22 protein-coding genes are annotated in these 18,886 nt (G+C 71.2%); 10 read left to right on the top strand and 12 right to left on the bottom strand.

All coding sequences use genetic code 11. From position 1 onward, the window contains the following. Positions 1 to 2: 2 nt before the first annotated feature. Positions 3 to 305 (bottom strand): cupin domain-containing protein, encoded by a 303-nt coding sequence (locus M8542_RS22930; RefSeq protein ID WP_257922261.1) that lies wholly within the window; start codon positions 303 to 305, stop codon positions 3 to 5. Positions 306 to 324: 19 nt separating this feature from the next. After that, positions 325 to 822, bottom strand: a complete 498-nt coding sequence (locus M8542_RS22925) for a sigma-70 family RNA polymerase sigma factor (RefSeq protein WP_257922260.1) — start codon at positions 820 to 822, stop codon at positions 325 to 327. Positions 823 to 953: 131 nt separating this feature from the next. On the opposite strand from M8542_RS22925, the gene M8542_RS22920 reads away from it, so the two are divergent. Beyond that, positions 954 to 1,316 carry a VOC family protein gene (locus M8542_RS22920; RefSeq protein ID WP_257922259.1) on the top strand — a complete coding sequence of 121 codons (363 nt, stop codon included), beginning with the start codon at positions 954 to 956 and terminating at the stop codon, positions 1,314 to 1,316. Positions 1,317 to 1,391: 75 nt separating this feature from the next. Then, on the top strand, positions 1,392 to 1,931 hold the full coding sequence (locus M8542_RS22915; protein ID WP_257922441.1) for a TetR/AcrR family transcriptional regulator: 540 nt from the start codon (positions 1,392 to 1,394) through the stop codon (positions 1,929 to 1,931). Positions 1,932 to 1,974: 43 nt separating this feature from the next. Here the strand turns inward: M8542_RS22915 and M8542_RS22910 are convergent, their stop codons facing one another. Further along, positions 1,975 to 2,340: an RNA-binding S4 domain-containing protein gene (locus M8542_RS22910; RefSeq protein ID WP_257922258.1), complete on the bottom strand. Its 366-nt coding sequence runs from the start codon at positions 2,338 to 2,340 to the stop codon at positions 1,975 to 1,977. 224 nt (positions 2,341 to 2,564) lie between these two features. Here M8542_RS22910 and M8542_RS22905 point away from each other — a divergent pair, with 224 nt between their 5' ends. Then, the gene (locus M8542_RS22905; RefSeq protein WP_504970532.1) at positions 2,565 to 4,088 is read left to right on the top strand and encodes a GMC oxidoreductase; all 1,524 of its coding nucleotides are present in this window, start codon (positions 2,565 to 2,567) and stop codon (positions 4,086 to 4,088) included. 52 nt (positions 4,089 to 4,140) lie between these two features. Here the strand turns inward: M8542_RS22905 and M8542_RS22900 are convergent, their stop codons facing one another. Then, positions 4,141 to 4,626, bottom strand: a complete 486-nt coding sequence (locus M8542_RS22900) for a carboxymuconolactone decarboxylase family protein (protein ID WP_257922256.1) — start codon at positions 4,624 to 4,626, stop codon at positions 4,141 to 4,143. Beyond that, positions 4,623 to 5,699, bottom strand: coding sequence for an NAD(P)H-dependent amine dehydrogenase family protein (locus M8542_RS22895; protein WP_257922255.1), 1,077 nt, complete (start codon positions 5,697 to 5,699; stop codon positions 4,623 to 4,625). Before M8542_RS22895 ends, M8542_RS22900 begins: the two co-directional genes overlap by 4 nt. A gap of 115 nt (positions 5,700 to 5,814) precedes the next feature. Here M8542_RS22895 and ilvD point away from each other — a divergent pair, with 115 nt between their 5' ends. Beyond that, positions 5,815 to 7,506, top strand: a complete 1,692-nt coding sequence (ilvD, locus tag M8542_RS22890) for a dihydroxy-acid dehydratase (protein ID WP_257922254.1) — start codon at positions 5,815 to 5,817, stop codon at positions 7,504 to 7,506. On the opposite strand, the gene M8542_RS22885 is transcribed toward ilvD, so the two are convergent. Together M8542_RS22885 and M8542_RS22880 are read right to left on the bottom strand one after the other, a co-directional pair. Beyond that, complete coding sequence (locus tag M8542_RS22885; protein ID WP_257922253.1) at positions 7,496 to 8,833, bottom strand: class I adenylate-forming enzyme family protein; 1,338 nt, start codon at positions 8,831 to 8,833, stop codon at positions 7,496 to 7,498. The genes ilvD and M8542_RS22885 overlap by 11 nt on opposite strands. 13 nt (positions 8,834 to 8,846) lie before the next feature. Then, complete coding sequence (locus M8542_RS22880; RefSeq protein ID WP_257922440.1) at positions 8,847 to 9,242, bottom strand: SsgA family sporulation/cell division regulator; 396 nt, start codon at positions 9,240 to 9,242, stop codon at positions 8,847 to 8,849. Between the two features lie 465 nt (positions 9,243 to 9,707). On the opposite strand from M8542_RS22880, the gene sigK reads away from it, so the two are divergent. The 4 genes from sigK (at position 9,708) to M8542_RS22860 (ending at position 13,337) form a co-directional block, all read left to right on the top strand. Continuing rightward, positions 9,708 to 10,304: an ECF RNA polymerase sigma factor SigK gene (gene sigK / locus M8542_RS22875; protein ID WP_257922252.1), complete on the top strand. Its 597-nt coding sequence runs from the start codon at positions 9,708 to 9,710 to the stop codon at positions 10,302 to 10,304. After that, the gene (locus M8542_RS22870; protein ID WP_257922251.1) at positions 10,301 to 10,996 is read left to right on the top strand and encodes an anti-sigma factor; all 696 of its coding nucleotides are present in this window, start codon (positions 10,301 to 10,303) and stop codon (positions 10,994 to 10,996) included. The genes sigK and M8542_RS22870 overlap by 4 nt, the downstream gene beginning before the upstream one ends. A gap of 15 nt (positions 10,997 to 11,011) precedes the next feature. Next, positions 11,012 to 12,571 carry a molybdopterin-dependent oxidoreductase gene (locus tag M8542_RS22865; RefSeq protein ID WP_257922250.1) on the top strand — a complete coding sequence of 520 codons (1,560 nt, stop codon included), beginning with the start codon at positions 11,012 to 11,014 and terminating at the stop codon, positions 12,569 to 12,571. A 94-nt stretch (positions 12,572 to 12,665) separates the two neighbouring features. Further along, positions 12,666 to 13,337 carry a fasciclin domain-containing protein gene (locus M8542_RS22860; RefSeq protein ID WP_257922249.1) on the top strand — a complete coding sequence of 224 codons (672 nt, stop codon included), beginning with the start codon at positions 12,666 to 12,668 and terminating at the stop codon, positions 13,335 to 13,337. A gap of 1 nt (position 13,338) precedes the next feature. Here the strand turns inward: M8542_RS22860 and M8542_RS22855 are convergent, their stop codons facing one another. Together M8542_RS22855 and M8542_RS22850 are read right to left on the bottom strand one after the other, a co-directional pair. Beyond that, the gene (locus M8542_RS22855; protein ID WP_257922248.1) at positions 13,339 to 14,331 is read right to left on the bottom strand and encodes an LLM class flavin-dependent oxidoreductase; all 993 of its coding nucleotides are present in this window, start codon (positions 14,329 to 14,331) and stop codon (positions 13,339 to 13,341) included. A gap of 58 nt (positions 14,332 to 14,389) precedes the next feature. Beyond that, positions 14,390 to 15,043, bottom strand: coding sequence for a TetR/AcrR family transcriptional regulator C-terminal domain-containing protein (locus M8542_RS22850; protein WP_257922247.1), 654 nt, complete (start codon positions 15,041 to 15,043; stop codon positions 14,390 to 14,392). Positions 15,044 to 15,138: 95 nt separating this feature from the next. Between M8542_RS22850 and M8542_RS22845 the strand changes: the two genes are divergently transcribed. Then, positions 15,139 to 16,104, top strand: coding sequence for an NAD(P)-dependent alcohol dehydrogenase (locus M8542_RS22845; RefSeq protein WP_257922246.1), 966 nt, complete (start codon positions 15,139 to 15,141; stop codon positions 16,102 to 16,104). A gap of 2 nt (positions 16,105 to 16,106) precedes the next feature. Here the strand turns inward: M8542_RS22845 and bdeA are convergent, their stop codons facing one another. Further along, positions 16,107 to 17,036 carry a bis(hydroxyethyl) terephthalate hydrolase gene (bdeA, locus tag M8542_RS22840; protein ID WP_257922245.1) on the bottom strand — a complete coding sequence of 310 codons (930 nt, stop codon included), beginning with the start codon at positions 17,034 to 17,036 and terminating at the stop codon, positions 16,107 to 16,109. 195 nt (positions 17,037 to 17,231) lie between these two features. Then, positions 17,232 to 17,828, bottom strand: coding sequence for a QsdR family transcriptional regulator (locus M8542_RS22835; protein ID WP_257922244.1), 597 nt, complete (start codon positions 17,826 to 17,828; stop codon positions 17,232 to 17,234). A gap of 85 nt (positions 17,829 to 17,913) precedes the next feature. Between M8542_RS22835 and M8542_RS22830 the strand changes: the two genes are divergently transcribed. After that, positions 17,914 to 18,537 (top strand): DsbA family oxidoreductase, encoded by a 624-nt coding sequence (locus M8542_RS22830; RefSeq protein WP_257922439.1) that lies wholly within the window; start codon positions 17,914 to 17,916, stop codon positions 18,535 to 18,537. On the opposite strand, the gene M8542_RS22825 is transcribed toward M8542_RS22830, so the two are convergent. Beyond that, on the bottom strand, positions 18,515 to 18,697 hold the full coding sequence (locus M8542_RS22825; RefSeq protein WP_257922243.1) for a hypothetical protein: 183 nt from the start codon (positions 18,695 to 18,697) through the stop codon (positions 18,515 to 18,517). The genes M8542_RS22830 and M8542_RS22825 overlap by 23 nt on opposite strands. Positions 18,698 to 18,886: the final 189 nt, after the last annotated feature.

Raw genomic sequence — 18,886 nt, 5'->3', positions numbered from 1 at the left:
CGTCACTCCAGCCATTCGGTGCTGAAGTGGTCGCTTTCGTGGATGTGCACGGCCTCGTAGACACCCGGCCCGAGCACGGCGAACTTGTGCGGTGTCCCGGCCGCGACGACCAGGACGTCGCCGGCGCCGCCGTCGCGCTGTTCGTCGCCGATGGTGAACCGGGCCCGCCCGCGGATGATGACGAACGTCTCGGTGTAGGGGTGCCGGTGCAGCCGCGGCCCGGAGCCGACGACGTCGCTGCTTTCGCGGATGACGGAGATCCCGGACCCGACATCGCGTCCTTCGAAGTTCTCGCTGTCGCTCACCCGGCCAGCGTAGCGCCGCTCAGCCCGCGACGGCCTTTCTCAGCTGGCCGAGCGCCCGGTGCTGGGCGACCCGCACCGCGCCCGCCGTCGACCCGACCACTTCGGCGGTCTCGTCGGCGCTGAGGCCGACGACGACGCGCAGCAGCACGATCTCCCGCTGCTTCTCCGAGAGCACCTGCAGCAGCCGGCCCACGCGTTCGCCGAGTTCGCGCTGCAGCGCGTGGTGTTCGGGGTCCATCGCCGGGTCGGCCTCGTCGGGCAGCTCGGCGACCGGCTCGTCCTGCACCTTCGCGGCGGCCTTGTGCGCGAGGACGACGTACTGCCGGGCGATGCCGCACACGAACGCCGGGAACGACCGCTCCGGCGGCCGGCGCGGCAGAGCCCGCAGCACCGCGATGCAGACTTCCTGCGCGACGTCGTCGGCCAGCTCCGGGTCGAGCCGGGTGCGGCAGTACCGCACGACGAGCGGCCGTGCGGCGGCCAGCAACCGTTCCGGAGCTTCCACCGCGGTCGTCATGGACTTCCCCTCCGCCTCGTCCGGGAGGGGGACTACCCACTTCACCCCACGACCGACCCGAACTCGGCGAATTCCCCGCTATTTCCGGGAAAGCCGCGGGCCGGACGTCGATCCCGTGGCAGGCTGGGCGGATGACCTTCGGACTGCACCACGTCCAGCTGGCCATCGAGGCCGGCAGCGAAGACCGGTGCCGCGAGTTCTACGTCGGCGTCCTGGGCCTGACCGAGGTCCCGAAACCCCCGGCGCTCGCCGGGCGCGGCGGGTTGTGGCTGCGGTCCGGCGGGCTCGAGCTCCACCTCGGCGTCGAAGCGGACTTCCGGCCCGCGCGCAAGGCCCACCCCGGCATCGTCCTCGACAACCCCGCCGACCTCGACGCGCTGGCCGCCCGGCTCGCCGGCCACGGCGTCGAGTGGGACGACGGCTTTCCCGGTCACCGCCGCTTCTACACCCACGACTGCGTCGGCAACCGGCTGGAGTTCCTCAGCCCGGAGTGACCGCTCGGCGCGTGCGGTGGCCACGGTCAATCCCGGACAGCTGTCCGCTTGGCTTAGGCTGGCGTGGTGACGCCGATGCGAGCCGATGCCGAGCAGAACCGTGAGCGGATCCTCGAGGTCGCGCGCGTCGCGCTCAAGGCATCGAGTGCCGCGTCGCTGCAGTCGATCGCGAAGGCGGCCGGCGTCGGCCAGGGCACGCTCTACCGCCACTTCCCGACGCGCGAGGCGCTGCTGCTGGCCGTCTACCGCCACGACGTCGAGGAGCTGATCGACGCGGCGCCGAAGCTGCTCGCCGGGCACCCGCCCGCCGAAGCCCTACGGCGGTGGTTCGAGCAGCTCGCGGCGTACGGCCGGATCAAGCACGGGGTCGGCGAGGCCGTCGAAGCCGCGACGCGCGCCGACCTCTCGAGCGAGTACTACGCGCCGACGTGCGCCGCCATCACGTTGCTGCTCGACGCGGGAAAGCGGGCGGGCACACTGCGGCCGGACGTCGACGCCGAAGAAATCCTCCAGCTCGTCGGGTTTCTCTGGCGGACCGATTTCGGCGCGGACCGCGCGGCACGCACCGCGCATTTGCTGACGCTGGTCTTGGACGGCCTGAAACCGCAGTCGTGAGACGACCGACTCATTCAACGCGAAATGAGTCGGTCGTACCGAATCAGGGCTCCTGCTGCCGGAACGCGTCCAGCACCCGACGCTCCCTTTTGGTCGGCCGGCCCGCGCCGCGGTCGCGGCGGGCGACCGGGACGACGGCGTCCGGGGGCGGCTTCGGCGTCCGGTCCACGTAGCAGGTGACCGCGTCCGCCGCGCCCACGCGTTTCTGGATCACCCGTACCACGTCGAGGATCCTGGTCGTCGCGGCGACGCGCAGGCGGACTTCGTCGCCCGGCACCACGGTCGTCGCGGGCTTCGCGGGTTTGCCGTTGACGCGCACGTGACCACCCCGGCACGCCGCCGCGGCGTCCGGTCGGGTCTTCGTCAGCCGGACCGCCCACAGCCAGCGGTCCACTCGGGTCGACTCCACAGTCGTCCATCATGGCCCATTCAGCGGAATCCTCGCGCAACCCGGGGAGGTTACTCGCGGGTATATGTCGACTTGTCTGCACCACTGAGTTATAACCTGTTCTAATATACCTCAACGGTGAGGACCATCACATGCGTGACGAACCCGTGTGGAGAACAGCTTCTGGCGCAGTTTCCCGCCGTCTTTTCATCGCTGGAACTGGTTCTATCTTGGCGGCCGCGGCAGTGGGGAGCCGGGCGGCCGCCGCCACCATCGCCGACGCCGCCCGCGTGCCCGCGCTGGTGATCGGCTCGGGCTACGGCGGCCAGGTCACCGCGCTGCGGCTCGCCGAAGCCGGCGTCGACGTGCAGCTGGTCGAGATGGGCATGGCCTGGGACACGCCCGGCTCCGACGGCAAGATCTTCGCCAACACGACCAGTCCGGACCAGCGCTCGTTCTGGTTGCGCACCAGGACGAAGCAGCCGCTGTCCAACTTCCTCGGGTTCCCGATCGACAAGGACATCCCGAAGTACACCGGCATCCTCGACGCCGAGGAGTTCAGCGGCATCACCGTGTACCAGGGCCGCGGCGTCGGCGGCGGCTCGCTCGTCAACGGCGGCATGGCCGTGACGCCGAAGCGGGAGAACTTCGGCGCGATCCTCCCGACCGTCAACGCCGACGAGATGTACGGCACCTACTACCCGCGCGCCAACGCCGGCCTCGGCGTCGGCCTCATCGACCCGGCGTGGTTCGACTCCGCCGAGTGCTACCAGTACGCGCGGGTCGGCCGGAAACAGGCGCAGCGGTCCGGGTTCCCGTTCGTGTTCGTGCCGGACGTGTACGACTGGGACTACATGAAGCAGGAGCAGGCCAACACCGTGCCGCGCTCGGCGCTGGCCGGGGAAATCCTGTACGGCAACAACTACGGCAAGAAGTCCCTGCAGAAGACCTACCTGCCGAAGATCAAGGCCACCGGCCGCGTCACCATCTCGCCACTGCACCGGGTGACGAACGTGACGCCCGCGTCCGGCGGCGGCTACACGGTCGTCATGGAGCAGCTGAACACCGTGGGCGCGGTGACGGCGACGAAGTCCGTGACGGCGGACAAGGTGTTCTTCGCCGCGGGCAGTGTCGGCACGAGCAAGCTGCTGGTGAAGCTGAAGGCCACCGGCGCGCTGCCCAACCTCAACGGCGAGGTCGGCAAGGGCTGGGGTGACAACGGGAACGTGATGTGCGGGCGCGCCAACCACATCTGGGACCCGACCGGCAGCCTGCAGTCGTCGATTCCCTGCGGTGGCATCGACAACTGGAACGCCGGCGGCGCGTTCGCCGAAGTCGCGCCGCTGCCGACCGGCATCGAGACGTGGGCGTCGTTCTACCTGTCGATCACGAAGAACCCGAACCGGGCCCAGTTCACCTACAACCCGGCGACGCAGGGTGTGGACCTCAACTGGCAGACGGCGTGGAAGCAGCCGGGGATCGACATGGCGAAGTCCATCTTCGACAAGATCAACGCGAAGGAGGGGACGATCTACCGCACCGACCTCTTCGGCGTGTACAAGATCTGGGGCGACCACCTGACCTACCACCCGCTCGGCGGCGCGGTGCTCGGCAAGGCGACCGACAACTACGGCCGGCTGGCCGGGTACCAGGGCCTGTACGCGATCGACGGCTCCCTCATCCCGGGCAACACGAGCGTCAACCCGTTCGTGACGATCACGGCGCTGGCCGAGCGCAACATCGAGAAGATCATCGCCACCGACTTCTAGCCCGGCGCAAGTGGTCGTGAGTGTTTAGGGCGGTTAGAACCGCCCTGAACACTCACGACTGGTGGGACGGCAGCACGCAGACGGTGTCGAGACCCAGGACGTGGTTCAGCCGGCCGAACGCGAGCCAGGCGCCGAGGCTCATGCTCAGCTCCACGATCTCCTGCTGGCTGTAGTGCGCGGACATCCGCTTCCAGAACTCGTCGTCCAGGTTGTGGTGGTCCAGCGTGTACCGCTCGGCGTACTCGGCCGCGAGTCGCGTGCGCTCGTCGAAGAGTTCGGTGGTGCGCCACTCCAACACCGCGTCCGCGAACTCCGGCTCGACCTTCACGCCGTCGCGCTCGGTGCGCCAGTCGAGGCAGAAGATGCACCCGTTGATCTGGGCGATCCGCAGCCGCGCGGCCTCGAACTCCCGCAGCCCCAACGTCGTGTGCGCGTAGACGGCCAGCGAGAACTGCGACGCGGCGATCCCGATCCCGGGCACCATCTCGCCCCACACGTACCCGATCGGGTCCTTGCCCTCGGGGATGTCGATGTTCACGAGCGCCTCCTTCCGAGCTTGCCGGCTGCCGGGCGCAGCGGGACGTCGAGTGCGTCGTACAGGCCGGGTTCCGCGGCGGCCAGCCAGTCGATCGCGCCGACGAGCCGCCCGACGGCGGTGGCGTTGCCGCCCGCCGACCGGTTCTCGCCTTCGTCGTTCGCCTCGACGGTGACCTCGATGCGGGGCCGGCCTTCGATGACCACGCGGTGCGCGCCGTCGCCGCTCGGCGGGGTCGGCCAGTCCGGCGCGCACGACGGGTGGATGCGCGTGACGTGCTCGATGACGATCCGCGGCTCGCCGTCGACGATGCCCTGCACCTCGAACCGCACCGCGCCCTGCGTGCCCTGCTCGAACTCGCCCATGGTCCGCGTGGTGATCGTGGTTTCCAGCGGCCGCCGGTCCAGGGTCTCGCGCAGCTCGTCGAGCTCGACGTCGAGCGCCCGCGCGATCAGCCGGACCTGCCCGCCCCAGACCATCGACGGCACGCCGGTCATCAGCATCGGCGGGTCGTAGTCCATCGGCTGGCCCATCCCGACCAGGTACCGGACGGAATCGGGCTGCTCGTAGGTCGAGTAGTCGAAGATCTCCTGGCAGCGGATGACGTCGATGTCGGTGCCCAGCCCGCTGATCAGCAGCGGCAGGACGTCGTTGCCCCAGCCGGGGTCGACACCGGAGACGAACAGCGAGCCGCCGCCCTCGGAGATCGCCTTCAGCACCGGCTCGCGCAGCTCCGGCGGCGCGTTGCGCTGGTCGTACAGGGGATAGAGCGCGGGTGTCACGACGATCGCGCCCGCGCCGATCGCGCGCACGATGTCGGTGAGCGCGTCGTCGAACCGGACGTCACCCGAAGCGGCGTAGACGACGGCTCGCGGCTTCGCGGCCAGCACGGCGTCGATGTCGTCGGTCGCGGCGACCCCGAGTTCGCCGACCCCCGCCAGCGCGCCCGCGTCCTTGCCGACCTTGGCCGGGTCGTGGACGAGCACCGCGGTCAGCTTCAACGCCGGGTGGGCGTCGACGGCCCGGATTGCCGCCCGGCCGACGTTGCCCGTGCCCCACACCACTGTGGCGATCATTCAGCCGAGTTTTCGCCGGTTCGTCCGGTCCCCGAAAGCGAATCGTTCCGGCCAGCGGACCGCGCCGGGCCGAGTAGGCTGCAGTGCGTCCGAACGTCGTATCGGAGGGCCCGCGATGACGATCGATCCGAAACCCCGCAGCCGCACGGTGACCGACGGCATCGAGGCCGCGCCCGCCCGCGGCATGCTGCGTGCCGTCGGGATGGGGGACGGTGACTGGCGCAAGCCGATCATCGGCGTCGCCAGCTCGTGGAACGAGATCACGCCGTGCAACCTGTCGCTGGACAGGCTGGCGCAGGCGTCGAAGGAAGGCGTGCACGCGGCCGGCGGCTACCCGCTGCAGTTCGGCACGATCTCGGTGTCCGACGGCATCTCCATGGGCCACGACGGCATGCACTTCTCGCTCGTGTCGAGGGAGGTCATCGCGGACTCCGTCGAGACGGTCATGCAGGCCGAGCGGCTCGACGGCTCGGTGCTGCTGGCCGGCTGCGACAAGTCCCTGCCCGGCATGCTGATGGCGGCCGCGCGCCTCGACCTGGCGTCGGTGTTCCTCTACGCGGGCACGATCGCGCCCGGTTGGGTGAAGCTGACCGACGGCACCGAGAAGGACGTCACGCTGATCGACGCCTTCGAGGCGGTCGGCGCGTGCCGGGCCGGGCGGCTGAAGAACGCCGACCTGGACCGCATCGAGCGCGCCATCTGCCCTGGTGAAGGCGCCTGCGGCGGAATGTACACCGCGAACACGATGGCGTCGGCGGCCGAAGCCATGGGGATGAGCATGCCCGGGTCGGCCGCGCCGCCGTCCGCGGACCGCCGCCGCGACCACTACGCGCACCTGTCCGGCGAAGCCGTGGTGGGCCTGCTCGAAAAGGGCATCACCGCGCGCGACATCCTGACGCGCGAAGCGTTCGAGAACGCGATCACCGTGGTGATGGCGCTCGGCGGTTCGACCAACGCCGTGCTGCACCTGCTGGCCATCGCGCACGAGGCGAAGGTCGAGCTGACCCTGGACGACTTCAACCGCGTCGGCGACCGCGTCCCGCACCTGGGCGACCTGAAGCCGTTCGGCAAGTACGTCATGAACGACATCGACCGCCACGGCGGCATCCCGGTGCTGATGAAGGCGCTCCTGGACGAAGGCCTGCTCCACGGCGGCGCGCTGACCGTCACCGGCCGGACCGTCGCGGAGAACCTCGCCGAGCTGGACCCCGACCCGATCGACGGCGAGGTCCTGCGGCGCCTGGACAACCCGCTGCACCCGACCGGCGGCATCACCATCCTGCGCGGCTCGCTCGCCCCCGAAGGCGCGGTCGTGAAGTCGGCGGGCTTCGACACCGCGAACTTCGAAGGCCCGGCGCGCGTGTTCGAGCGTGAGCAGGAGGCGATGACGGCGCTGAACGACGGCCGGATCCAGGCCGGCGACGTCGTCGTCATCCGCTACGAAGGCCCCAAGGGCGGGCCGGGCATGCGTGAGATGCTCGCGATCACCGCGGCGATCAAGGGCGCCGGGCTCGGCCACGACGTCCTGCTGCTCACCGACGGCCGGTTCTCCGGCGGCACGACGGGGTTGTGCATCGGCCACGTCGCGCCCGAGGCGGTCGACGGCGGGCCGATCGCGTTCGTCCGCGACGGCGACCGGATCGCCGTCGACATCAAGGGCCGAAGCATGGACCTGCTGGTCGACGCGGCCGAGCTGGCGCGGCGCCGCGAAGGCTGGGAGCCGCTGCCGAACAAGTTCCCGGAGGGCGTGCTGGGGAAGTACGCGAAGCTGGTGCGGTCGTCGTCCTACGGCGCCGTCACGAGCTGAGCGCGCGCTTGTCGACCTTGCCGACTTCGGTGAGGGGGAGCGCGTCGACGAAGTCCACCTTCGCCGGGACGTAGTGCTCCTGGCCGAAGGTGGCTCGCGCGTGGGCCTGCAGCTCGTCTTCGGTGACCTCTTCGGCGACGACGACGGCGTGCAGCCGGTCGCCGCGGCCGAAGACCGCCGCGCTCCGGACGGCGGGGTGCGTCTCGAGGGCGTGTTCGACGGCCGTCGTGGGGACCTTCGTGCCGTGCTCGCCGACCACGACGACGTCGTCGGCGCGGTCGAGCAGGTAGAGGTAGCCCTCGTCGTCGAAGCGGCCGAGGTCGCCGGTGCGCAGCCAGCCGGCGCCGACGTCGGGCGCGCCGACGTAACCGTCCATCATGGACAGTCCGCGCACCTCGATCTCGCCGGCTTCGGTGATCCGGGCTTCCATGCCGGGCACGATCCGGCCGACCGAGCCCAGCCGTCCGGGGTGGCCGATCAGCTCGGCGGCGGAGATGCTCGCGATCATCGGGGCCTCGGTGAGGCCGTAGCCCTGGCCGACGACCGGGCCGAAGACGTCGAGGGCCTGGGCCAGCCGGTGCGGGGGCAGCGGCGCGGCGCCGAGGGAAAGCGAGCGGACGCTGCCGAGGTCGGTTTCCGGGCGCCGGGGGTGGTCGAGCAGCGCCGCCAGCCGGGGTGGCGTCAGCGAGAGCGTGTCGATGCGGTGGGCCTGGATCGCGTCGAGGACGGCGCCCGCGTCGAAACCGTCGTGGAGGACCACGGTGTCGCGCCGCAGGAGGGCGCCGAGCACGGTGGCGTTGCCGGTCATGTGCGTCATCGGCGCGACGAGCAGCGTGCGGCCGGGGCCGTCGGGGTGCGGCGCGAAGATGTGCGCCATGCCGTCGTAGATGCCGCTGTGCCGGATGAGCTTCGGGGCGCCGGTGGTGCCGCCGGTGGGGAAGCGGAGGTCGACCCGCGCGGGCAGGTCGAGTGGCTCGGGTTCGCCGTCGAGGTCGGCGAGGGTTCTCGGGTCGGCGCCGGGCCAGTCCTGCGGGCGGTCGGTGACGACGGTGGCGCCCCTCGCGGCGGCGAAGCGGTCCTGGGTCGGCGCGGAAGCCGGGATCATCACCACGGTCGCGCCCCGCAGCAGCGCGGCCAGCTGCACGAGGACGGTCTCGGGCCGGTTCCGCAGGTCGACGGCGACGGTTCCGCCGTCGCCGAGGCCTCCGTGCAGCCGTCGCAGCCGGTCGCGGGCCTGGTGGTAGGTCGTGACGCCGCCGGCGTGGAACAGCGGCCGGTCGCCGCCTTCGTCGAGCGCGGCGAGGACCTCGGTCAGGAAGAAGCTCACGCGGGGAACGTACTCAGTCCTGGTAGGACAGCTTGGCGAGCTCCTCGTCGAAGTCGAACCAGCCGCTCTCGCCGCCGGCCGGGATGACGTCGTAGGTCCGGTCGAGGAACGCCGCGATCTCCTTCGCGGGCGCTTCGAGCACCGCGGCGCCGTCGGGCGAGGTCAGCTCGACGACCACCAGCGCGGGGTCGGCGCCCGGGCCGATCCGGACGTCGCCGTCGCCGCAGCGGGCGAGCAGGCCGTCGGCGAGCAGGTCGCGCCCGAAGAGCCACCGGACGGCGCCCGGGCCGGCGTGCAGCACCACGGCGACCGCGTAGGGGTCACGGGTGTCGTATTCGAGCTCGGCCGGCACCGGCCGCGGCTCCGCGCCGAAGGTGCGCAATGCGAAGTCGACGCGGGCGCTGGTCATGCTGTGCGGGTCGGTGCCCTCGGGACTGGCGCCTTCGGGACTCGCACCGTGCAGATCGGCCATGGGGACCGCCCTTTGCTACTCGTCGGTTAACTTCGTCTTGTTCCAGGGATAACCCACGGTGAGTGCAACGCCTAGCGTTCCGAAAAACTTTCACACTCTGGGGTGATCAAGAAGTGGCCGGAGTCACCGTCGGCGTGGCCGATCGGGCACTTTCTCACGCACAGTGAGCAGTCGGGTGAAGTAGCTAAGTAAGTGAACTCGCTACACTTTTGAAGTCGATCAACCGGTGTGGGGCGAGCCACCCAGAACTCGACGCCAGGCTTTCGAAGCCACCCGGCGCCCGGATGGGTCCCACGCCGAGAGTTGCACCGTCCGGGTGGGAAGCGCCACCCCGCACCAGTCCGCGCCGCCCGGCGGCCGCGAACGCCTCGCACAACCAGGGTGAGGTGGAGGGTGCCGGGCATGGGTGAGCGTGGACGGCTACGGCTGCATCCGGACGACGCGCCGGCGCCACCGGCGAGCGCCGAGGACCTGCTCCGGCAGGTCGCCGCGGGCGACGAAACCGCGTTCGCGGCGCTGTACGACCTCGTTGCTCCTCCGGTGCTCGGGCTGGTGACGCGCGTGCTGCGCAACCACGCCCAGGCCGAGGAAGTGGCGCAGGAGGTGCTGGTGGAGGTGTGGCGCAAGGCGACGAGGTACGTCCCGGAGCGCGGCAGCGCGCTGTCGTGGGTGCTGACGATCGCGCACCGCCGGGCCGTCGACCGCGTGCGCTCGCACCAGGCCGGGCTCGACCGGGAGGAACGGGCCGGGCGGATGGACGTGCGGCGGCCGTTTGACGAGGTCACCGAGTCCACGCTCGCCACCCTCGACCAGCAGCGGGTGCGCCAGTGCCTCGCCCAGCTGACCGATCTCCAGCGCGAGTCGATCGTGCTGGCCTACTACAACGGCTACACCTACCCGGAAGTGGCCGAAGTCCTGAAAGTCGCGCCGGGCACGGTCAAGACCCGCATCCGGGACGGCCTGATCCGGCTGCGTGACTGCCTGGGGGTGGATCGATGACCGCCGAGCTGCACACGCTGACCGGGGCCTACGCACTGGACGCGGTGTCCGATGTGGAGCGTGCCGGGTTCGAACGGCACCTCGGGGAGTGCGCCGCGTGCCGCCAGGAGGTGGCCGAGCTGCGGGCGACCGGGGCCCGGCTGGGCGCGGCCGACACCGTGCCGCCGCCGCCGGAGCTGCGGCTGCTGGTGCTCGCCGATGTCGCCCGCACCCGTCAGCTGCCGCCGAAGGTGCCCGTGGCCCGCAAGCTGAGCCGCGCCAAGACGTGGCAGCTGCGCACGGCGCTCTTCGGAGCGGCCGCGGCGGCCGTGCTCGCGGTCGCGGTCGGCGTGCAGACGAGCACCACCGTGGCGCGGCCGGTCGACTCGGTGCTCTCCGCGCCGGACGCGTCGGCGGTCCAGGGGGTCGGCCAGGGCACCGCGACGCTCGTGGTGTCCCGCAGCCGCAACCAGGCCGTCCTGCTCGCGTCCGGCCTGCCCGCCCTCGACGCGGCGCACGCCTACCAGGTGTGGCTGATCGGCCCGGACGGCGCGCACTCGGCCGGGCTGATGCAGCCGGAGGCGCCCGGGCAGATGCGGCCTATGCTGGCCGACCTCCCGCCGGGCACCGACCGGATCGGGATCACCGTCGAGCCCGCGGGTGGCTCGGCCGGCCCGACCACGCCGGCGGTCAGCCGGATTTCGCTTACGTGAGAAGACAGGACTGCGATGAGCACCTCAACGGCCGAACCCGCGGCGACGGACTCCCGGCTCCGCCGGTGGGTGGCCGCGGCGCTGGGCGTCCTCGCGCTCGCGGCGGCCCTCGCGGCGGGGCACCTGGTCGCCGGGTTCGTCGGCGTCAACGCGTCGCCGTACCTCGCGGTCGGCAACGGCGCCATCGACCTGACCCCGGTGGAGCTCAAGGACTTCGCGGTCCGCACCTTCGGCACGTACGACAAGCTCGTGCTGCTGTCCGGGATGGCCGTGGTCATGGTGGCCGTGGCGGCGGTGGCGGGACTCCTTTCACGCCGCACGCCGTGGCCGGGGCTCGTCGTGGTCACCGGGTTCGGCCTGGTCGGCCTGGTCGCGGTGTACGCGCGGCCCGACCTCGACGCGCTCGCCCTGCTCGCCCCGCTGGCGAGCCTGGTCGCCGGGGTCGCGGTGTTCGGCTTCCTGCACCGGCTGGCCCGGCGGGAAGCCGCGCCGGCGGTCGCGGCCGGGACCTCGCGCCGGACGGTGCTGCTGGCCGGGGCGGGCGTGGTCGTCGGCGCCGGGCTGGCCGGCGCCGGTGGGCAGCTGGTCGCCGGCAGCCGGGACGCGGCGTCGTCGCGGGCCGCGGTCGGGCGGCTGGTCCCGGTCCGGACCGCGCCGGTGATCCCGGCCGACGCCGACTTCGCGAAGCTCGGCACGCCGGCGTTCGTCACGCGCAACGCCGACTTCTACCGCGTGGACACCGCGTTGTCCGTCCCGCAGGTGCGGACCGAGGACTGGAGCCTGCGGCTGCACGGCATGGTCGACCGCGAAATCCGCTACGGCTACGGCGATATCCGCAACCGGCCGCTGGTCGAGCGCACCATCACGATGACGTGCGTGTCCAACGAGGTCGGCGGCACCTACGTCTCGACGGCGAACTTCATCGGCGTCGACCTCGCGGACCTGCTTGACGAGGCCGGTGTCCGCCCCGGCGCGGAGCAGCTCTACTCGACCAGCGTCGACGGCTGGACGTCCGGCAGCCCGGTCGCCGCGGCGATGGACCGCGGCCGCGGCGCCATGCTGGCCATCGGGATGAACGGCGAACCCCTGCCGATCGAGCACGGTTTTCCGGCCCGCCTGGTGATTCCCGGGTTGTACGGCTACGTGTCGGCGACGAAATGGGTGACCGAGCTCGAGGTGACGACCTGGCAGGCACGTCAGGCGTATTGGCTGAAACGCGGCTGGGGTCGTGAAGCGCCGATCAAGACGGAATCGAGAATCGACACGCCGAGGGGTTTCGAAACCGTTCCTTCGGGGAAGGTACGCGTCGCCGGGATCGCGTGGGCGCAGCACACCGGGATCGAGCGGGTCGAAGTGCGTGTCGACAACGGCGAGTGGCGTGAAGCCATGCTGTCCCGGCAAGTCAACCTCGACACGTGGCGCATGTGGTGGGTCGAGTTCGACGCCACGCCGGGCGGCCACCAGGTCGTCTGCCGCGCGACCGACAAAAGCGGGTACACGCAGACCGACGAGCGCGCGGGAACCGTTCCCGACGGCGCCACCGGATGGCACAGCATCAATTTCACGGCCCAGTGACCTGGATCACTCGATCGGGTGCCAATCCGTTTCCGGGGCAGCCTCGAATGACCGTCAAGAAGAAGTTCAAAGCCGCTTTTTTGGAGTGATTTTCGTGACCAAGCTTCGTGTCGCCGGAATCGGCGTCGCCGCCGTCGCCGCGCTTTCGCTGACCGCGTGCAGTGGCAGCGACACCGCTTCTTCGGGCAGCTCCAGCAGCTCGATGGCCCCGTCCTCGTCGATGGCCGCGCCGTCGTCCAGCGCCGCCGCCGGCGGTGACGGGATGACCACGAACGCCGACGTCTTCGGGCCCGCGTGCAGCCAGCTGCCGCAGGGCTCCGCGCCCGGCTCTCTCGACTCGATGGGCCCGCAGCCGGTCGCCTCGGCCGCGTCGACGAACCCGCTGCTGACCAAGCTGGTCGCGGCGGTGAAGGCCACCAACCTGGTCGACACGCTCAACAGCCAGCCGGCCATCACGGTGTTCGCCCCGGCCGACCCGGCGTTCGCCGCGCTGGGCGACGCGAAGTTCAACGAGCTGGCGGGTAAGCCGGCCGAGCTGGCGCCGATCCTGCAGTACCACGTCGTCGGCAAGCGTTACGACGCCAAGGGTCTCGAGTCCGCCGGCACGCTGGACTCGCTGAACACCGCCGGTGGCCCGCTGAAGATCGAGGGCTCGGGCGAGAACATGACCGTCAACGGCGCGAAGATCCTGTGCGGCAACATCCCCACGAAGAACGCCACGGTCTTCGTGATCGACAAGGTGCTGACCCCGGGCACCAACAAGTAGGTCAGCGTCCCAGAAGCGGGCCGAGGCGTTCCGCGATGTCGGTGAGGATCTGCACGTAGTCTTCGTGCTCGAAGGTGAACGGCAGGGCGAAAGCCACCTCGTCGATCTCGCGGAACGCCGCGTGCGCGTGGAGCTGTTCGGCGATCTCGGCCGACGTGCCCACGTAGTCACGCGAGAACAACATCCGCGCCGGGCCCTGGGGCGCCGCCGTGCGAGGCAGTCGTTTTTCGGCGTAGGCCTGGTACTTCGCGCGCTGCTCGGGTGTCGCGCGGTCGGTCGGGATGACGACCAGCCCCTGGGAGACGCGGCCGGCGGGGTGGTGCTCGCGGAACGTCCGGACGTGCGACAGCTGGATTTCGGCGAAGTCGGTGCTCTCGCCTTCGGCCTTGACGACGCTGCTGGTCAGGAAGTTCATCCCGTGCTTGCCGGCCCACTCGGCCGAGCGCAGGCTCGCCCCGCCGTACCAGAGGCGCTCGCCGAGCCCGGGCGACTGCGGCTGGACGCGGTCGGAGAAGACCTCGAAGCCTTCGGTCCCGCTGAAGCCGGTGGCCGGCTCGCCACGCACGAAGCCCAGCAGCCGCCGCACGCGCTCGTAGGAGAAGTCCTCGACGTCGGACGTGTCCGGGTAGAGGGCGCGCTTGACCTCGTCGAAGCGCATCGGCGGCCCGACGCTGATCCCGGGGTTGAGCCGGCCGCCGGAGAGCAGGTCGACGGTGGCGAGGTCCTCGGCGAGCCGCAGCGGGTTCTCCCAGCCGAGCGGGATGACGGCGGTCCCGAGGTCGATCCGGCTGGTGCGCTGGGACGCGGCGGCGAGCACGGCGACGGGCGAGGAGATGCCGTGCTGCAGGTGCCGGTGCCGCACCCAGGCGCTGTCGAACCCCAGCTGCTCACCGAGCTCGATGATCCCGAGGGTCGACTCGTGCCCGCGCCGCGGGTCGGCGGGGTCGAACAGGCCGATGGTCAGGAAGCCGAGCTTCCGCAGTGGTCGCGACACACCGCCGATTTTGCCCGCTCGCGGCCGGTGTTCCACCTGCTGGACCGGCTCAGGGCCGTTAGCGCAGCCGGTCGAGCCCGTCGAGAATGAGGTCCAGGCCGAATTCGAACTCCGTCTGGTCGTCGCACCAGCCCAGCGTCGAGTCCGGGTCGTCGTGGGCGATCTCGCTCAGCATGCCCACCAGGTTCGGCAGCTGCGCGGCCAGCTCCGGCGGGACCTCCGCCGACGCGTCCGAGCCCGGGTCGAACAGCTCCTGGCTGAAGCCCAGCGCGCGGCTGCCCAGCGCGTGCAGCGCGTGGTGGATCTGGTCGTGCGAGAACCCGCCATCGCGCATCAGGCCGACCAGCGTGTCGTAGTGCCGCAGCACCGCCAGGCTGGTCGAGGAGCGCGCCTCGAACAACGCCGGCGCCCAGCGGTGCCGCAGGAACACCTCGCGTGCGGTGAGGATCCGCTGCCGGACCGCCCGCTGCCAGCCACCGGAGACCTCGACCCGCGCGACGGCCTCGTTGATCTCCTCGGCCACGACCTCGACGATCCCGTCGAGCACGTCTTCCTTCTTCGCCACGTGGTAGTAGAGCGACATCGCTTCGGCGCCGAGCTCCTCCGCGAGCCGGCGCATCGTCACCGCGCGCAGGCCGTGCTCGTCGGCCAGCCCGACCGCCGCGCGCAGCACGCGCTCGCGGCTCAGCGGGATTCGCGCCTCCGTCGTCACCCCAAGATCGTACAAGGTAAGGCCCGTTGACGGCCTTACGGTGTACGGCGTACCTTACGACGTAAGACTTACATCGTAAGAATCTGGGAGACGCCATGAAAGCCCTGGTCCAGCACGTGTACGGCCCGCCGGACAGCCTGACCTTCGAGGGCGTTCCCGATCCGGTGCCCGCCGACGGCGAGGTGCTGGTGCGGGTGCGGGCCACGTCGGTCAACCCGTACGACTGGCACTTCATGAGAGGCGAGCCGTACGTCGCGCGGCTGATGACCGGCGGCTTCGGCCTGCGCCGGCCACCGGTCGGCATCCTCGGCTGCGACCTGGCCGGCCGGGTCGAGACGGCCGGCGCGCGGTTCGCGCCGGGCGACGACGTCTACGCGCTGCTGCCGCGAGGCGCGTACGCCGAGTTCGTCTGCGTGCGGGAAGACCTGCTGGCGCCGATGCCGGCCGGTTTCACCCACGAGCAGGCGGCGGCGATGCCGATGGCCGCGGTCACCGCGCGGCTCGCCCTGCGCGGGGTCGAGGCCGGCCGGCGCGTCCTGGTCAACGGCGCTTCCGGCGGTGTCGGCACGTTCGCCGTCCAGCTGGCGAAGGCGCTCGGCGCGCGGGTCGACGCGGTGTGCGGCACGGGGAACGTCGACCTCGTGCGCTCGCTCGGCGCGGCCGAGGTGACCGACTACCGGGCGGAAGACTTCACGCGAAGCGGCCGCCGCTACGACTTCGTGCTGGACATCGCGGGGCGTTCGCTCTTCGCCTGCCGCCGGGTGCTGGACCGGGCCGGCACGTTCGTGGCGGTCGGGGGGAGGGCCGGGCGGTGGCTGCAGCCGGCCGGGCACGCGTTCGCCGCACTGGCCGCCGGTCCGCTCGTGCGGCGGCGGGCGGTGCTCGCGGACGCGGTGGGCTGCCCGGACAAGCAGGCCGTGCTGGGTGAGCTGGCCGCGCTGGGCGAACGCGGCCAGCTCACGCCGGTGCTCGACCGGAGCTACCCGTTCGACGATCTGCGTGCGGCGATCGCGTACCAGGAAGCCGGGCACGCCAAGGGGAAGGTCACCGTCACGCTGTGAGCTCAGCTCGTGTGCGGGCAGTTGCCCCGGTAGTCCGAAATGGACAGGCTGGTGCTCGGGATCGGGCAGAGGAACTGCTCGTAGCGGGTGTCGTTGTCGACGAACCGCTTGAGCCAGGACAGCGCGTACTTCGCGATCGTCGTGTTCGACGAGTTCGGCGCGAAGTGGCTGGCGCCGCGCAGCTCGAGGTACGCCTTGTCCAAAGAGGACGGCAGGCTCGTGTAGAACGGGATCGAGTGCGAGGCCACCGGCGCGACGGTGTCCGACTGCGCGCCCACGACCAGGGTCGGCACGCGCAGCGACGACCAGTTCTTCGTCAGGTTCCATGCGGTCAACGGGATCGCGGCCTGCAGCGACGGCCGCGAGCGCGCCGCTTCCAGGGTGCCGCCGCCGCCCATCGAGTGCCCCATGACGCCGAGCCGGCTCGTGTCGATGCGCGAGCGCACCGAGCTCTGCTGGGTCAGGTAGTCCAGGGCGGAGAGCAGCTGCCGGCCCCGGCTGTCGGGCTGGTCGCTCGTGGTCAGCGTGTCGATCGTGAAGATCACGAAGCCCTGTGACGCCAGCCGCGGGCCCAGCCAGGAGATGCTCGACTGCAGCGCGGTGAAGCCGGGGGCGATCGCGATCGCGCCGAACGTCCCGGCGGTCGTGGCCGTCGGGTAGTAGATGGTGCCGCCGCCGAAGCCGGACACGGCCAGCCGCGACACGGTGGCGGTGCTGGTCGCGAAGGAGCCGCGAGCGGCCTCGATGCTGGCGTTGGTCGGGTCGGGGCCGCGTTCGTACGGGTTGTCGGCGGCCGGGGCCGGCGCGGTGACGCCGGCGGTCAGCGTCAGGGCGGCCAGGACGACGCCGGCGGCCTTGGCGCGCCAGCCGCGTCGGCGGGAAATTTCCTCACCCGAGCACGACGACGTCGGCGGGCTGGTGAGTGCGGACATGGATCGCTCTCTTTCCCCGGGCAGGCGAAAGCGGCCCGGAAACGGACGGGCAGACCGATGAAACCATTGCACGGCAACGAAGAGACGTGCCGCGTGCGGGATGCGGGGTAACGCTTTCCCGTCGCTTATGAAACACCTCGGCGAAATGTTCCACATCGGCCGAACGGGTGAGCAGCTGACTTACTGTGCGCTTGCTCAGCGTGCGGACGGCTCCATGGCGCCGCCGACCAAGGTGTCGAGCAACGTCGTCGCGACGGTCAGGTCCACGGTGCGGGCGGCCAGGACGTCGGCGTACAGGAACGACTCGCCGAGCCGGACGACGGCGAAGGCCAGGTCCGGCAGGCCGACCAGCGGGGTCAGCCCGGCCGCGTCGGCGTCCTCGCGGAACAGCTCGACGTGCGCGTCGACCAGGGCGGGCTGGACCGCGCCGCGCGGGTCGGTCAGCACGCGCAGCGCCACCGTCGACTCCGCCTCGATCAGCTTGCGCAGGCCGGCGTTGTCGGCGACTTCGCGGCGGTACTCCTCCATGACCGCGAGGCAGCGCAGCCGGCCGCCGGGCGTGCGGACCGCGTCACCGTGCTCGGCCCGCCAGTGCGCGAGCGCCCGCTGCCAGGTGCGGTCGGACAGCAGCCGCAGCCCGGCGCCCATGACGTCGTCGCGGTTGCCGGCGCGGCGGAAGAAGGTGGTGCGCGAGATGCCGAGCTCGGCCGCCATCCGGCCGAGGTCGAGGCGGGTCCCGGCGAACAGCAGCCGGGCCGCGTGCTTGGCGATGTCGTCGGTCGAGACGGTCACCGCGCCACCCTAGTGCGCAGGTGGGCGTCGGTTACCTTGAAGTGCGCGGCGCCCGGTCGGTTAGCTTGGGTGCGTGCGCGTAGACATCTGGTCCGATCTCGTCTGTCCCTGGTGCTATCTCGGCAAACGCCGCTTCGAGCGGGCGGTGGCCGAGCTCGGGGTGGCCGTCGAGGTCGTGCACCACTCGTTCCAGCTCGACCCGTCGTTCCCGCGCGGGACGTCCCGGCCGGTGCGCGAGGTGCTGGCCGAGAAGTACGGCCGGACGCTGGAAGAAGCCGACGCGATGGACGCCCACGTCGCCGAGCTCGCCGCGGCCGACGGGCTCGAGTACAACCTGGTGGGCGTGCACATGGGCAACACCGTCGACGGCCACCGCCTGGTGCACCTGGCCGCGGAGCGCGGGCTGGCCGACGAGGTCGTCGAACGCTTCTACCGCGCGCACTTCACCGAGAAGCGCTCGCTGTTCGACCGCGACTCGCTGGTCGAGCTGGCCGCCGAAGCCGGCCTCGACGCGGCGGAAGCCCGCGCGGTGCTCGAGTCGGACGCCTACGAATCCGACGTCGAGGCGGACGGCGAACAGGCCCGGACGCTGGGCGCGACCGGGGTCCCGTTCTTCGTGCTCGACTCGCGGTTCGGCGTCGCGGGCGCCCAGTCGCCCGAGGTGTTCACCCAGGTGCTGCGCCGGGCTAGCGACGCCGCCGCCGGCTGAACCGCGACCGGTCGGTGGCGACACCCGCCAGGTGCAGGGCAACGCACAACAGCCCGGCGGTGGTGAGGGTGCCGGTGGTGACGACGGAGCCGAGCCCGAACCCGGCCAGCTCCATCAGGAGCGCGAGCCCGAAGAGCACGGCGGCGAGAATGGCGAGCATGACGCCTCGTTTCTGCGGCGGTGGGCCGAATGGTCCACACCACTGCGACGTTCGCGGTACCGGGGGAACCGGCTTGGTGGCCAGTAATGCCCCGGCACCCGCACGCCGAAACGAGAACTTCGGACAAGCCCGGCGCGGTCACCGTGCGCGAAGGGGCATCGAGCGTGATTGCACGGGCATCACGCGTGA

Origin of the sequence: Amycolatopsis iheyensis (assembly GCF_024703995.1) — a bacterium.
In the GTDB taxonomy this organism is placed as follows: domain Bacteria; phylum Actinomycetota; class Actinomycetes; order Mycobacteriales; family Pseudonocardiaceae; genus Amycolatopsis; species Amycolatopsis iheyensis.
This window is presented reverse-complemented; position numbering and strand designations above follow the sequence as displayed.

Bases quoted from the DNA above. Each gene is read 5' to 3' on its own strand.
- M8542_RS22925 (WP_257922260.1), bottom strand. From the start codon at position 822: ATGACGACCGCGGTGGAAGCTCCGGAACGGTTGCTGGCCGCCGCACGG.
- M8542_RS22920 (WP_257922259.1), top strand. From the start codon at position 954: ATGACCTTCGGACTGCACCACGTCCAGCTGGCCATCGAGGCCGGCAGC.
- M8542_RS22915 (WP_257922441.1), top strand. From the start codon at position 1,392: ATGCGAGCCGATGCCGAGCAGAACCGTGAGCGGATCCTCGAGGTCGCG.
- M8542_RS22895 (WP_257922255.1), bottom strand. From the start codon at position 5,699: ATGATCGCCACAGTGGTGTGGGGCACGGGCAACGTCGGCCGGGCGGCA.
- ilvD (WP_257922254.1), top strand. From the start codon at position 5,815: ATGACGATCGATCCGAAACCCCGCAGCCGCACGGTGACCGACGGCATC.
- M8542_RS22880 (WP_257922440.1), bottom strand. From the start codon at position 9,242: ATGACCAGCGCCCGCGTCGACTTCGCATTGCGCACCTTCGGCGCGGAG.
- sigK (WP_257922252.1), top strand. From the start codon at position 9,708: ATGGGTGAGCGTGGACGGCTACGGCTGCATCCGGACGACGCGCCGGCG.
- M8542_RS22870 (WP_257922251.1), top strand. From the start codon at position 10,301: ATGACCGCCGAGCTGCACACGCTGACCGGGGCCTACGCACTGGACGCG.
- M8542_RS22865 (WP_257922250.1), top strand. From the start codon at position 11,012: ATGAGCACCTCAACGGCCGAACCCGCGGCGACGGACTCCCGGCTCCGC.
- M8542_RS22845 (WP_257922246.1), top strand. From the start codon at position 15,139: ATGAAAGCCCTGGTCCAGCACGTGTACGGCCCGCCGGACAGCCTGACC.
- bdeA (WP_257922245.1), bottom strand. From the start codon at position 17,036: ATGTCCGCACTCACCAGCCCGCCGACGTCGTCGTGCTCGGGTGAGGAA.
- M8542_RS22825 (WP_257922243.1), bottom strand. From the start codon at position 18,697: ATGCTCGCCATTCTCGCCGCCGTGCTCTTCGGGCTCGCGCTCCTGATG.